Raw genomic sequence first — 13,530 nt, 5'->3', positions numbered from 1 at the left:
AGTCCCCAAAAGGGAACGATCAAGCCGCTCGACAGGACCTAGGACAACCCCGCCTTCACCAGCATCTCCTCCAACCCCAACAGATCCGGAATCTTCGCCACCTGCTCCCCCACCTGTACCGCGGCCTTCTCCAGCCGGCACAGCGGCACGTCGACGTAGCTCAGCTGGCTGTCGAGCCGGCAGGAGCGCGGGATGCCCTGGATCACCAAGGCAATGAACTTCAGGCGCTCGCGACCGCCCAGGGTATTGAGCACGACGATGCGGGCGCGCTCGCCAATGGCCAGGGGCTGGCCGCAAGCGGCCTCGAAGCTGATCAGCGGCAACTGGCGGTCGCGCCAGGCAACAGAACGCAGGTACCAGGGCGGCGCGTCGCTGGCCGGCTCGCCGCGTTGATAGTCGATCAATTCGGCCACCGCGACGTTGGGCAGGATCAGAGTGCGGTCGGCCAGGGGCAGCAGCAGTCCGGTGAGGAAGCTGGCGCGGTAGTCATGCATGGGGTCTGCTCCACTGGGCGATGCTCTCCAGCAGCACCGACTCCTGGTAAGGCTTGCCGAGGTAGTCGTTGACGCCGATGGCCATGGCCCGGTCGCGGTGCTTCTGGCCGGTGCGCGAAGTGATCATGATGATCGGCAGCTGGTGCAGGCGCGGGTCGGCGCGCACCTGCATCGCCACCTCGAAGCCGTCCATGCGCGGCATCTCGATGTCCAGCAGCATCAAGTCCGGGGTGTGCTCCTGCAACAGCGCCATGGCGTCGACCCCGTCCTTGGCGGTCAGCACGTTCATGCCGTGGCGTTCCAGCAGGCGGCTGGTGACCTTGCGCACCGTCACCGAATCGTCGACCACCAGCACCAGCCTCGGCCGCAGCGGTTCGACCTCGGCAATCACTTCGTCGCCGGCCGCCATGCGCGGCGCCGGCAAGCGCGTTTGCAGGGCGCGGATATGCGCCAGCAGATCGAGGATCAGCACCACCCGGCCATCGCCGAGGATGGTCGCGCCGGACAGGCCCTGCACCGCCGCGAACTGCGGCCCCAGGCTCTTGACCACAATCTCCCGGGTGCCGGCCATAGCATCCACCTGCACGGCGATCCGGTGTTCGTTGTAATGCACCAGCAACACCGGCAGCGGCAGGCTCTGCCCCAACAGTTTCGGCCGGGCCACGGTGTGCAGCAGCTCGCCGAGGTAACACAGCTCATAACGCTGGCCGGCGTACTGGTAATGGGGCGAGTCGAGTTGGTAGTAGCTTTCCAGTTCGTTGGGCAGCACCCGCACGATGCCTTCGATGGTGTTCAGCGGGATCGCGTACTGCTCCTCCAGGCACTGCACCATCAGCGCGCGGTTGACCGACAGGGTGAACGGCAGGCGGATACGGAAATGCACGCCCTGCCCCGGGATCGAGTCGATGGTCATCGAGCCGCCGAGCTGGCGCACCTCTTCATGGACCACGTCCATGCCCACCCCGCGCCCGGAAATCTGGGTGATTTTCTCCGCCGTGGAAAACCCCGGCTGCATGATGAATTGCAGCACGTCACGGTCGCTGATCTCGGCATTGGGGGCGAGCAGGCCACGCTTGATCGCCTTGCGCCGCACCGCCTCCAGCGGCACCCCGGCACCGTCGTCGCGCATGTCGAAAACGATATCGCCACCTTCGTGGGACAGGTCCAGGGTGATCCGCCCCTGCTCCGGCTTGCCCGAGGCGCGGCGCACCTCGGCGGACTCCAGGCCATGGTCGACGGCGTTGCGCAGCATGTGCTCCAAGGGCGCAACCATGCGCTCCAGCACGTTGCGGTCCATCTCGCCCTCGGCGTTGCCGACGCTGAACGAGACATCCTTGCCCAACTCCTCCGCCACCTGGCGGACGATGCGCTTGAGGCGCGGCACCAGACGCTCGAACGGCACCATGCGCGTGCGCATCAGGCCTTCCTGCAATTCGGTATTGACCCGCCCTTGCTGCTGCAACAGGTTTTCCGCGTCCTGGTTGCGCCGGTCCAGGGTTTCCTTGAGGTCGAGCAGGTCGGACGCCGACTCGAACAGGGCCCGCGACAGTTGCTGCAACTGCGAATGGCGGTCCATCTCCAGCGGGTCGAATTCCTCGTAGCCTAGGCGCTCGGCCTCGACCTGCTGGCGGCTGAGAATCCGCCCCTGGGTTTCGGTGTCCAGGCGGCGCAACTGGTCACGGATACGCTCGATGGTGGTTTCCATTTCGCTCAGGGCCACCCGCGCATCGTTGACCTGTTGCTCGATGCGCCCGCGGAAGATCGAGGTTTCCCCGGCCAGGTTGACCAGGTCGTCCAGCAGCTCGGCCGAGACCTTGACCATATCCCCGGCCACCGCCGCTTCCGCCTGCGCCACCGGCGGTTCGGGCTTGCTCGGCGGGCTAAGGTCGGGCAGCAACAGAGGCAGCGCTTCGGCCTGGGCCGGATGAGTAAAGCCGCGAATCGCCTCGATCAGGCTGTCGGCCGGCTTGATCGGTTGCTCGGCGCGGGCGGCGTCGAGCATCTGCGCCAGGCGGTCCTGGCTTTTCTGCAACAGGCCGAACAGCGCAGGGCTCGGTTGCAGCAGACCCGCGGACAGGCCCTCATAGAGAAACTCCAGTTCATGGGCCAGATCGCCGATCGGCACGATCTCCACCATGCGCGCACCGCCCTTGAGGGTGTGCAGGTCGCGCAGCAGGGTTTCCACTTCCTGGCGGCTGGCCGGCTCGGCCTGCCAGCGCGTCAGCGCCGCGCCGGAACTGTCGAGGATGTCGAAGCCTTCTTCGAGGAAGATCTCCAGCAGCTCCGGATCGTGGGCCGCCGAATCGTCGGTCACCGCGGCCTCGGACACCTCGCTGGTGACCCCGCTGCGCTGGCGAAAACCGCGGATCGCTTCGATCAGCGCCTTGGGGTCGCTCAGCGCTTGCTGTGCCTGCAATTGCTGCAACAGCAGCGCCAGTTGCGCATGGCTGCGTTGCAGCAGATCGACCAAGGCCTCGCCATGCTGGTACCGGCGATCCACCAGGCCTTCGTAGAGATTCTCCAGTTCCTGGGCCAGGTCGCCCACCGGCCCGACTTCGGCCATGCGCGCGCCGCCCTTGAGAGTGTGCAGGTCGCGCTGCAGGGAAGACAGCGGCGCGCCGTTGTCCGGGTCGGCCAGCCAGCGCTGCAAGGCCTGGCCGGCGCTTTCGAGAATATCCATCGCCTCTTCGAGGAAGATCGCCACGATTTCATCGTCCGGCCCCTCCACCTCGATCTGCGCCTCCTGCTCCATCTCGGCGGTGGCACTGGCCAGGTCGGTGATGCTCAGGGTGCGGCTGCCGTCGCTGCGGATCAGGCCCATGGCCGAGGGGTCGAGGCTTTCCTCGAGCAGTTCGCGCAAGGCCCGGACCATGGCCGGTTGCGGGCTGATTTCCTGGCCGGCGGCCAGTTCGTCGAGCATGTTGATCAGGGCTTCGTGGGCGTTTTCTGCCTCATGGAAAAACCGTTCGCCCACCGCCAGGCTGCTTTCTTCCACGGCGCCGTACAGGTCCAGCAGCGCTTCGCACAGCTCATCCATCGGCTGCAGGTCCGCCAGGTGCGCGCCTTCGCCAAGGGTGGTCAACTCGTCCAGCAGGGCGCTGAGCTCCTGGCGCTCGCCGGGGTGCTGTTGCCAGCGGCGCAGCAGGTTTTCGGCATCCAGCAGGATGTCCATGCCCTGGGCCAGGAAACTGCTGATCAACTGCGCATCGCGCTTGACCCGCAGCCCGGTATTGGGGGCGTTGAGCAGGGCTTCCAGGCGCTCGGCGGTCAGTGCCTTGACCCGTTCGATCAGGTCGGCGGCGCCTTCGATGGGTGCCAGCGGATCGCTGCCCAGCTGTTGCAGGCTGCGGCGAAACAGGCCTTCGGCCTCCAGCAGCAGCTCGACCTCGTCCAGGTCCAGGGCCATCAGGTGCGCGCGGTATTCCCGGGCCAGCAGGTCCAGCGGCGCCGCCAGCTCGGCGATCGGCAGCACGCCGGCCATGTAGGCGCTGCCCTTGAGGGTGTGCAAGGCGCGCTGCAATTCGTCGCTGGCCTGCAGCGGCAGGTGCTCGGCAGCCTGCTCGAGAAAGCGCTTGATGCTCTCCAGATGGGTTTCGGCCTCGTTGCGGAAGATCTCCAGCAACTGCGGGTCGAGCTCGTCTGCCAAGCCGTCTAGCGACGCCGTGTCGCCCTTGGCCAGGGCATGCGCCCGGGCAGCCAGGCGGTCGACATCGTCGCGCTGGCGCTGGGCCTGGGCGGCGAACTCGGCGACCAGCTCCGGCAGCAACTGCACGACCTCTTCAAGCAATTGCCGCACCTGCGGCCCAGGCCCCACGCTGTGTTCCAGGACCCGGTTGAGCAGGTTCTCCACGGCCCAGGCCAGTTCGCCCAGCACCAGCGCGCGCACCATCCGCCCGCTGCCCTTGAGGGTGTGGAAGGCCCGGCGCAGTTCGCCCAACGCCGCCTTGCCGTGGGGCTCGGCGGCCCAGCGCGGCAGGTACTCGCGCAGCACGTCGAGCACTTCGTCGGTCTCTTCGAGGAAGACTTCGCGCAGTTCGTCGTCCACCGGCGTTTCATCACCCGGCGGCGGCAACAGGCTGCCCGGTGTGTCCAGCGCTGGCGGGTTGAGCGCCGAGACCGGGCTTGCCAGTACATCGGCCAGGGACTGCGCCACTTCCGGGCTGTCCAGCTCCTGCAGGTCCTGCATCACCAGGGCTTCGTTGGGGCTGAGCACATCGCTGAGCAGCGGCACCTGTTCGTTCGGCAGCCACTCGTCCGGCGCCCGCTTTTGTGGCGCATAGCCCAGCGCGGCCAGGCCCTGCTCGGCCACGTCGAGAATCTTTTCCCCCGGCGCCTGGGGATCGTCGCTCAGGCGCTCCAGGTAATACTCGATGCTGGTGATCACGTCGGCCAGATTGTCCAGCTGCTGCCAGCCGGGCTGGCGCGGGTCCAGCAGCAGGTGTTCGCGCACAAAGCCGATGCAGGCTTGCAGCAGGCCCGCCGCACGGCCCAGGGGAATCATCGCCAGGGCGCCGCGCACCTGGGTCAGCAGCTCCGGCAGCGCCTGCAAGTGTTCGCGGTCCCAACCGGCGTCGATGTAGTCGACGATCAGGTCCTTGGCCTGCTGCAGGCAGATCCGCGCCTCCTTGATCACCAGTTGGTGGATCTGGGTCAGGTCGGTGGTCGGCAGGCGGCTTTCTTCGCGGCTCTCGGGTTCGGCCGGGCCGACCATGCCGGCCAGAGTCGCCTCGACATACAGCAGAGCCCCGGCGACATCCATCAGCACCGCGTCATTCGGTTCGCGCTGGCCCTGGGCCAGGCTCAGCACCACCGCCAGCTGGTCGATGATGACCTTGCGCGGCTGACCGAAACCCAACACCGCCAGGGTGTCGGCGATCTGCCGCAGGGGCGCCAGCAGGCTGTCCAGGTCCGACGCGTGCTGGCGGTCGCTGCGCACGAACAGGTCCAGGCGTTCCTTGACCCGCACCAGCTCTTCGCACAGGGCCGCCAGCACCGAGCGCATGGCGTCGCGGTCGGGACCGGCCATGCGCGCCCGCTCCTGGTCGACCAGCGCATTGTCGGGCAAAGCGTCATCGAGTCCGTAGGTGTCTTTCATGGTCTGCATCTGCGCGGTGGGGTAGCGGGCCTTGGCGATGTAAAACAGCAGGCTTTTCAGCAGTTCGTCGGGGGCCGCCTGGTTGACCCCGGCGATGCCTTGTTCATAGAGACGCTTGAGTTCGCGGTCGGCATCCTTGAGCAGGCTGCGCACCGCCGGGCTGTTGGCGATCGCCCCGCTGCCCATGCCTTCCACCAGGGCCAGGGCGATCTGCCACAAGGGCCCCAGCGGGGCGTTCTGGCACAACACCTGGAGGCGCTCGAAGACCTTGGCCATGTAGCCCAGGCTGTTTTTCACATCCTGTTCGCGCAGCAGGTCGACCAGCGCGGTTTGCAGCATGTGCCGCAACTTGCGCAGCAGGATGGTCAGGTCGGGGGGCGCCAGGCGGTTCAGTGCCGCCTGGTCCAGCGCCGGCAGGTCCGGCAGCTGCGGGCTGAACAGGCTGGTTTCGCTCAGCAGGCCTTCGCCCCGGGCGCTGCGCAGGTCGTTGAGCAGCGGCAACACCACCAGCGGCAGGTCGCGGCGCGCGCTTTGCACCCGGTCGAGGTACTGCGGCAACTGGCTGATGGCTTGGCGCAGCAGATAGATCGCCTCGTCCCGCTGGGCCACGCGGTGCTCGCGCAGGGCCAGGGTCAGGGCTTCCATTTCTTCGGCAAGCAGCGCCGCACCATAGAACTCGACCATCTGCAGGCTGCCGTGGACCTGATGGATGCAGTCCAGGCACTGTTCGAGCGCTTCCACCGCCTGCGGCTCGTCGACCAGATGATCGAGCGCCTGGTGGGCCTGCTTCAGCGTTTCGGCAATTTCGCCCTTGACCCATTCCAGGGCCACATAGTCGTGCCGATCACCCATTACCATTCCCATCAAAGTCGTGCTCCGGCCTCAGCGGTTGTCCCGCGGCGTCTGCTCGCGACCGGCCGGCAAGGTGAAACCGGACACCGAGCGCCGCAGCTGGCTGGCCATTTTCGCCAGGTTGCCGATGCTCTCGGCCGTCGCGGTCGAGCCGGACGAAGTCTGTGAAGTGATCTGCTGGATCACGTTCATGGTCAAGGATATCTGTCCGGCCGACGACGTCTGCTGCTGGGCGGCGTTGGAGATGCTCTGGATCAGCGCCGCCAGGGTCTTGGAGACGCCTTCGATTTCTTCCAGGGCCACCCCGGCATCCTGCGCCAGCCGGGCGCCGCGCACCACTTCCGAGGTGGTCTGCTCCATGGAGATCACCGCCTCGTTGGTGTCGGTCTGGATCGCCCGCACCAGGGTCTCGATCTGCCGGGTCGCCGCCGAAGAACGTTCCGCCAGGCGCTGCACCTCATCGGCCACCACCGCGAAGCCGCGCCCGGCATCCCCGGCCATGGAGGCCTGGATCGCCGCGTTGAGGGCGAGGATATTGGTCTGGTCGGCAATGTCATCGATCAGGCTGACAATGTCGCCAATTTCCTGGGACGACTCGCCCAGGCGCTTGATGCGCTTGGCAGTGTCCTGGATCTGCTCGCGGATGTTGTCCATGCCGTGGATGGTGTTGTGCACCACCTCGTTGCCCTTGTTGGCGATCTCCACCGAACGCTCGGCCACCGCCGAGGACTCGGCGGCGTTGGCCGACACCTGATCGATCGACTGGGCCATTTCGTTGATCGCGGTGGAGGCTTCGGAAATCTGCTGGGCCTGATGCTCCGAGGCTTCGGCCAGTTGCATCGCGGTGGCCTGGGTTTCCTGCACCGCGCCGGCGACCTGGCCGGCGGTGAGGTTGATGGTCGCCACCAGGTCGCGCAGCTGGTCCACGGAATAGTTGATCGAGTCGGCGATGGTGCCGGTGAAGTCCTCGGTCACCGAGGCGGTCACGGTGAGGTCGCCGTCGGCCAGGTCTTCGATCTCGTCCAGCAAACGCATGATCGCGTTCTGGTTGCGCTCGTTCTTCTCCGCGGTCTCGTGCAGCTGGCGATTGGTTTCACGGACCATCACCAGGCCAATGAGGATGATCGAGGCCAGCGCCGCCAGGCCCAGGACATAACCGCCGATGGTGTCCAGCGAACGCCCGCCGGCCAGGTTCTCGAAGCCGATGGCCAGGTGCGAGGCCTCGTCGAGCAGGGTCTGCGACAGGCTGAAGATATTGCTCGCCGATTCGCGAACCTGGAACAGCTCAGGGGAAGTTTCGAGAATTTCGTCCACTGAGCCTGAGACGAACTGGAACAGCTCGCTGATCTCAGTCAGGCGCGCCCGCGCATCGCGGTCCTCGACCTGGCTGATCTTCAGGGTCGGGTTGCCCTGGAGCATGCCGCTCAGCACCTGGCCGAAACGCGCCGCGTCACGGCCGAAGACATCCGCGGCCTGCACCGCGTTTTCGTCGCCGGCCAGCACAGTATTCACCGCGCCGAGAATGCGCTCGGCGAGCAACGACTGGCGTTGCGCCATGGCCACCTGGGCCGCCGGAGCGCCGCGCTGCAGGAGGATTTCCACGACCTTTTCATACTCGACCTGCAACTGCGGCACGGTTTCCGCCAGGGTCGCGGCCACCTGATGCAGGGACAATACGGTCTGTTCGCTGGCCAGGATCGCGTCGGCGTTGTGCAGCAGCTTGTCCCAGTCCTGCTGCACCGCGCGCATTTCCTGACGCACCGCCACCGGCGCGGCGGGCAGCCCGGTGGCCGGGTCGCCTTTTTTCAGGTAGCCCCAGCGCTGGGCGAAATCGTTGCGCGCATCGCCCAGCAGCTTGAATGCCGCGGCCTTGCCCGCCGCGGCTTCCGTTGCGTTCTTGGCGATGCGCTGGGACAGCACCCGCAACTCGCCGGCGTGGCCGATGTACTGCTTGTCGTACGTGGCCTGGGTGTTGAGGTAAGCGAAGTTGGCGAACAGCAGCATGATGAACACGATCAGGGCGATGAACAGCACGATGATCTGCGAGCGGCTGCGCGATCCCTCCATTGGCTTGCCTGGGTTGGCTTTTAGCATCTGCACACCTGAACTCCGGTTGTTCTGTTGCCCGCGCCATGGACGGCGCGGTCCTGCAGGTTCATCGCGCAATATTCATCGCGAGCAGGTCTCGCGCCTACAGCGCCACATCCAGGAACCCCGGCGACTGCGCCAGGGCGAAGGGACTGAATACCCACCAGACCTGCTCGCACGGGAAATACCCCCGCAGGTACGGCGTGATGGCGCCCTGTTCGCTAGCGCTGGCCGCGGTTTCCAGGCTGCTCTGCTCGAAGTGCTGCATGCCGGCCACCTCGTCCACCATCAAGCCGGCGAACACCTCTTTGTGCTCGACCACCAGCACCCGCCGCTGCTTGCGCAGGGCCGACAGCTCATGGCCGAAGAACCCGCACAGGTCCATGATCGGCAGCAGCCGTCCGCGCAGGTTGGCCACGCCTTTCACCCAGGGCTTGACCCCGGGCAGCAGGGTGTAACGGGGCTCGTGCAGGACTTCGCTGACTTCGCCCATCGGCGCCACATACCAATGCTCGCCGATGCGAAAGCCGATACCGCTCCAGCCGTGCTGGCGGGTTTCCTGGGAAGGCAGGTCGGCTGCCAGCAGGCGGCAGCGCTGGTCGATCTCGAGCAGCAGTTCGAAGGCGGTTTGCGACTCGGCCATGGCGCGGGCGGTCAGCCGGCCAGGACGCTGTTCAGGGTCTTGATCAGGGTGTCTTCGTCGACCGGCTTGGTCAGGTAATCCTTGGCGCCCTGGCGAGTGCCCCAGACCTTGTCGGTTTCCTGATCCTTGGTGGTGATGATGATCACCGGGATATGGCTGGTTTCCGCGTCCTTGGTCAACTGACGGGTCGCCTGGAAACCATTGAGGCCGGGCATGACGATGTCCATCAGGACCGCGTCGGGCTTTTCCTGGCGCGCCAGGGCCACGCCGTCGGCGCCGTTTTCGGCCTTCAGGACTTCATGGCCGTGCTTTTCCAGCATGCCGGTCAGTTTGTACATTTCAGTCGGCGAGTCATCGACGATCAGAATACGAGCCATGGTCTTCCCCATACGAATAGGCGTGCGGCCCGCTGGCCGAACCTCAATGTGCTTGTTCTACTGCGGCGAACCCCGGCACATGGGCCTTGATCGCGCTCAGCAGCTCTTCCTTGCTGAAAGGCTTGGTCAAAAACTGGTCAGAGCCGACGATGCGACCCTTGGCCTTGTCGAACAGACCGTCCTTGGAGGACAGCATAATCACCGGCGTGGACTTGAACGCGCTGTTGTTCTTGATCAACGCGCAGGTCTGATAGCCATCGAGCCGCGGCATCATGATGTCGACGAAAATGATGCCCGGGTGGTTGTCGGCGATCTTGGCCAGGGCCTCGAAACCGTCGACCGCGGTGATGACTTCACAGCCCACATTCTTCAGCAGCGTTTCGGCCGTGCGGCGAATCGTCTTCGAATCATCGATCACCATCACCTTGAGGGCGCTGGATTGCTGTTCCATATCTGCTCTACCATCGCCACAGCGAATCGATTTTCTGCCCGTACTGGTGGCCAATGCCTCAAGCCCTTGATGTTCAAGGCCTGAGCACGGCATGCGAGCCTTTTTAGCATACTCTCCCCATGCAATCTATCGGCCGACCGGCGCGGTGGTTTTTCCTTGACCGGGAACCGCCCGGACGCCACTCTGACGCCAATTTTGCAAGCCATTGCGCCCACTAATTTTCGAGGAAACCGCCCATGAGCGTTCGCGTCGGGATTGTCATGGACCCTATCGCCAGCATCTCCTATAAGAAGGACAGCTCGCTGGCCATGCTGCTGGCCGCCCAGGAGCGCGGCTGGACCCTGTTCTATATGGAACAGCGCGACCTGTACCAGGCGACCGGTGGCGTGGCCCGGGCGCGGATGCGTCCGCTGAAGGTGTTCGCCGACCCGCACAAGTGGTTCGAACTGGAAGCCGAGACCGACAGCGCCCTGAGCGAGCTGGACGTGATCCTGATGCGCAAGGACCCACCGTTCGACATGGAGTTCGTCTACTCCACCTACCTGCTGGAGCAGGCCGAGCGCGACGGCGTGCTGGTGGTCAACAAGCCGCAGAGCCTGCGTGACTGCAATGAAAAGCTGTTCGCCACCCTGTTCCCGCAGTGCACGCCGCCGACCATCGTCAGCCGTCGTCCGGACGTGTTGCGCGAATTCGCCGACCATCACGGCGACGTGATCCTCAAGCCGCTGGACGGCATGGGCGGCTCGTCGATCTTCCGTCACACCGCTGGCCACCCGAACCTCTCGGTGATCCTCGAAACCCTGACCCAGCATGGCAAGCAGCAGATCATGATCCAGGAGTACCTGCCGGCCATCGTCGATGGCGACAAACGCATCCTGATGATCGACGGCGAACCTGTGGATTACTGCCTGGCGCGGATTCCCGCCCAGGGTGAAACCCGTGGCAACCTTGCCGCCGGTGGCCGTGGCGAAGCCCGGCCGCTGACCGAGAAAGATCGCTGGATCGCCGCACAGGTCGGCCCGACCCTGCGCGAGAAAGGCCTGCTGTTCGTGGGGCTCGACGTGATCGGCGAGCACCTGACCGAAATCAACGTCACCAGCCCGACCTGCATCCGCGAGATCGACAACGCCTTTGGCACCAACATCGGCGCAATGCTGATGGATGCCATCGATCAGAAGCTCAAGGCTCGTTGATCCAGAACTGCCAAGCACAAACCAACATTGCGTTATCATGCGCCGCCTGTGAAACGCGCGATGTTGGTCTTGTGATGCTTTTTGTGATGTTGAACCGCTGATGACTTTTGTGAACCGCTGATGGCTCTCCCTTCCGATCTGCCCCCCGAGCTGGCTCACAGCGGCGTGCGCCCGGCCGATCGCCTGGGGTTTACCCTGTTCCTGGCCGCCCTGCTGCATATCGCGCTGATTCTCGGCCTGGGTTTCTCCTTCGCCGAACCCAAGCAGATCAGCAAGACCCTGGAAATTACCCTGGCCACTTTCAAGAGCGAGACCAAGCCGAAGAAGGCCGATTTCCTCGCCCAGGAAAACCAGCAAGGCAGCGGCACCCTGGACAAGAAAGCGATCCCGAAGACCACCGAAGTGGCGCCGTTCCAGGAAAACAAAGTCAATAAGGTCACCCCGCCGCCTCCGGCCAAGACCGAGGTCAAGGAAGCCGCGCCCAAGGCCGCGGTCGCCACTACCGCGCCGAAGCCGAAAAAGACCGTCACCAAGCGTGAAGAGGTCAAGACCGAGGCCAAACCCAAGGTTCCCGTGCCGACGTTCGACAGCGAGCAGCTGTCCAGCGACATCGCCAGCCTGGAGGCCGAACTGGCCCAGGAGCAGCAGCTGTACGCCAAGCGCCCGCGCATCCACCGCCTGAGCGCGGCCTCGACCATGCGCGACAAGGGCGCCTGGTACAAGGACGAGTGGCGCAAGAAGGTCGAGCGCATCGGCAACCTCAACTACCCGGAAGAAGCCCGGCGCAAGCAGATCTACGGCAACCTGCGGCTGATGGTCTCGATCAACCGCGACGGTTCTCTGTACGAGGTGCTGGTACTGGAGTCCTCCGGCCAGCCGCTGCTGGACCAGGCGGCGCAACGCATCGTGCGCCTGGCCGCACCGTTCGCGCCCTTTACCGGCGACCTGTCGGATATCGACCGCCTGGAGATCATCCGCACCTGGAAGTTCGCCCGCGGCGACCGACTGTCCAGCAACTGATTCCAGGGCGAAACCGTCCGCCTGGCCTTATCGCGAGCAAGCTCGCTCCTACAGGTCCTGCGCCATCCCTGTAGGAGCGAGCTTGCTCGCGATGGCGCCGACGCCGGCACCGCCGCAAAAGGCCGAGCAAAATGCCCGGAGCCACACATCCCCAGCTTGTCAGTTCGCCCCTCCACCGCCACACTAGCGCTCATGAAAAACGTCAGCCCCAGCTACCTCAAGCATCACTTCCTGATCGCCATGCCGCACATGGCCGACCCGAACTTTGCGCACACCTTGACCTACATCGTCGAGCACAATGCCAATGGCGCCATGGGGTTGGTGGTCAACCGTCCGCAGGACCTGAACCTCGCCGATATCCTCGAGCAATTGCGCCCCGAGATCGACCCGCCAGCGCTCTGCCAGCATGTGCCGATCTTCATCGGCGGCCCGGTGCAGACCGATCGCGGTTTTGTCCTGCACCCCAGCGGCCCGACCTTCCAGGCCACGGTCGAGCTGGACGGCCTGTCGCTGTCGACGTCCCAGGACGTGCTGTTCGCCATCGCCGATGGCGTCGGTCCGGCCAAAAGCCTGATCGCCCTCGGTTATGCCGGCTGGGAAGCCGGGCAGCTGGAAGCCGAGCTGGCGGACAACGCCTGGCTGACCTGCCCGTTCGACGCCGACATCCTGTTCAACACCAGCAGCGAACTGCGCCTGGAAGCGGCAGCCAGGCACCTGGGCATCAACCTCGCCCTGCTGACCAGCCAGGCGGGCCACGCCTGATGGCCCTGCGACTGATCCTCGGGTTCGACTACGGCACCAAGCAGATCGGCGTGGCGGTCGGCCAGGCCATCACCGGCCAGGCCCGCGAGCTGTGCACCCTGAAGGCGCAGAACGGCGTGCCGGACTGGAATCAGGTCGAAGCCCTGATCAAGGAATGGAAGCCGGATGCGGTGGTGGTCGGCCTGCCATTGAACATGGACGGCACCCCGAGCGAGATGTGCGTGCGCGCCGAGAAATTCGCCCGGCGCCTCAATGGCCGCTACAACCTGCCCTTCTATACCCATGACGAACGCCTGACCACCTTCGAGGCCAAGGGCGAACGCCTGGCCCGCGGCGGCCAGAAAGGCAGTTACCGCGACAACCCGGTCGACGCCATCGCCGCCGCCCTGCTGCTGCAAGGCTGGCTCGACGAAAACGCAGCGCTGTTGAACAACTGAAACGCCGAATCCTGAAGATGCGTGGTCAACCCCCGGCCACGCGCCTCCTGGCCACAACACCAGCCGTAAGACCCTGCGCCTTGCTGCATGCAACCAGGCGCGGGCCCACGAAGGAGCA

At 65.3% G+C, this 13,530-nt stretch carries 10 protein-coding genes; 4 read left to right on the top strand and 6 right to left on the bottom strand.

Annotation, left to right across the window (positions count from 1 at the left end):
- Positions 1–38 precede the first annotated feature (38 nt).
- The 6 genes from AC07PQ_RS17235 to pilG all read right to left on the bottom strand — a co-directional run bounded on the left by AC07PQ_RS17235 (position 39) and on the right by pilG (position 10,000).
- Positions 39–494 carry a chemotaxis protein CheW gene (locus tag AC07PQ_RS17235; RefSeq protein WP_009046013.1) on the bottom strand — a complete coding sequence of 152 codons (456 nt, stop codon included), beginning with the start codon at positions 492–494 and terminating at the stop codon, positions 39–41.
- Positions 487–6,441 (bottom strand): hybrid sensor histidine kinase/response regulator, encoded by a 5,955-nt coding sequence (locus tag AC07PQ_RS17230; protein ID WP_493185941.1) that lies wholly within the window; start codon positions 6,439–6,441, stop codon positions 487–489. Before AC07PQ_RS17230 ends, AC07PQ_RS17235 begins: the two co-directional genes overlap by 8 nt.
- Before the next feature lie 30 nt (positions 6,442–6,471).
- Positions 6,472–8,535 carry a methyl-accepting chemotaxis protein gene (locus AC07PQ_RS17225; protein WP_037035562.1) on the bottom strand — a complete coding sequence of 688 codons (2,064 nt, stop codon included), beginning with the start codon at positions 8,533–8,535 and terminating at the stop codon, positions 6,472–6,474.
- A gap of 97 nt (positions 8,536–8,632) precedes the next feature.
- Positions 8,633–9,172: a chemotaxis protein CheW gene (locus AC07PQ_RS17220; protein WP_087089552.1), complete on the bottom strand. Its 540-nt coding sequence runs from the start codon at positions 9,170–9,172 to the stop codon at positions 8,633–8,635.
- A gap of 11 nt (positions 9,173–9,183) precedes the next feature.
- On the bottom strand, positions 9,184–9,549 hold the full coding sequence (pilH, locus tag AC07PQ_RS17215) for a twitching motility response regulator PilH (RefSeq protein ID WP_007929961.1): 366 nt from the start codon (positions 9,547–9,549) through the stop codon (positions 9,184–9,186).
- A 43-nt stretch (positions 9,550–9,592) separates the two neighbouring features.
- Positions 9,593–10,000 (bottom strand): twitching motility response regulator PilG, encoded by a 408-nt coding sequence (gene pilG / locus AC07PQ_RS17210; protein ID WP_007929962.1) that lies wholly within the window; start codon positions 9,998–10,000, stop codon positions 9,593–9,595.
- 236 nt (positions 10,001–10,236) lie between these two features.
- On the opposite strand from pilG, the gene gshB reads away from it, so the two are divergent.
- The 4 genes from gshB to ruvX all read left to right on the top strand — a co-directional run bounded on the left by gshB (position 10,237) and on the right by ruvX (position 13,412).
- Positions 10,237–11,193: a glutathione synthase gene (gshB, locus tag AC07PQ_RS17205; RefSeq protein WP_053262978.1), complete on the top strand. Its 957-nt coding sequence runs from the start codon at positions 10,237–10,239 to the stop codon at positions 11,191–11,193.
- Positions 11,194–11,313: 120 nt separating this feature from the next.
- Positions 11,314–12,213, top strand: a complete 900-nt coding sequence (locus AC07PQ_RS17200; protein WP_007929970.1) for an energy transducer TonB — start codon at positions 11,314–11,316, stop codon at positions 12,211–12,213.
- Between the two features lie 192 nt (positions 12,214–12,405).
- Positions 12,406–12,975: a YqgE/AlgH family protein gene (locus AC07PQ_RS17195; RefSeq protein WP_053262979.1), complete on the top strand. Its 570-nt coding sequence runs from the start codon at positions 12,406–12,408 to the stop codon at positions 12,973–12,975.
- Positions 12,975–13,412 (top strand): Holliday junction resolvase RuvX, encoded by a 438-nt coding sequence (gene ruvX / locus AC07PQ_RS17190; RefSeq protein WP_009046019.1) that lies wholly within the window; start codon positions 12,975–12,977, stop codon positions 13,410–13,412. The genes AC07PQ_RS17195 and ruvX overlap by 1 nt, the downstream gene beginning before the upstream one ends.
- Positions 13,413–13,530: the final 118 nt, after the last annotated feature.

The organism is Pseudomonas sp. GW821-FHT09E12 (assembly GCF_059416085.1).
Note: the sequence above shows the minus strand (reverse complement) of the source record. Positions and strands in the feature narration are given on the sequence as shown.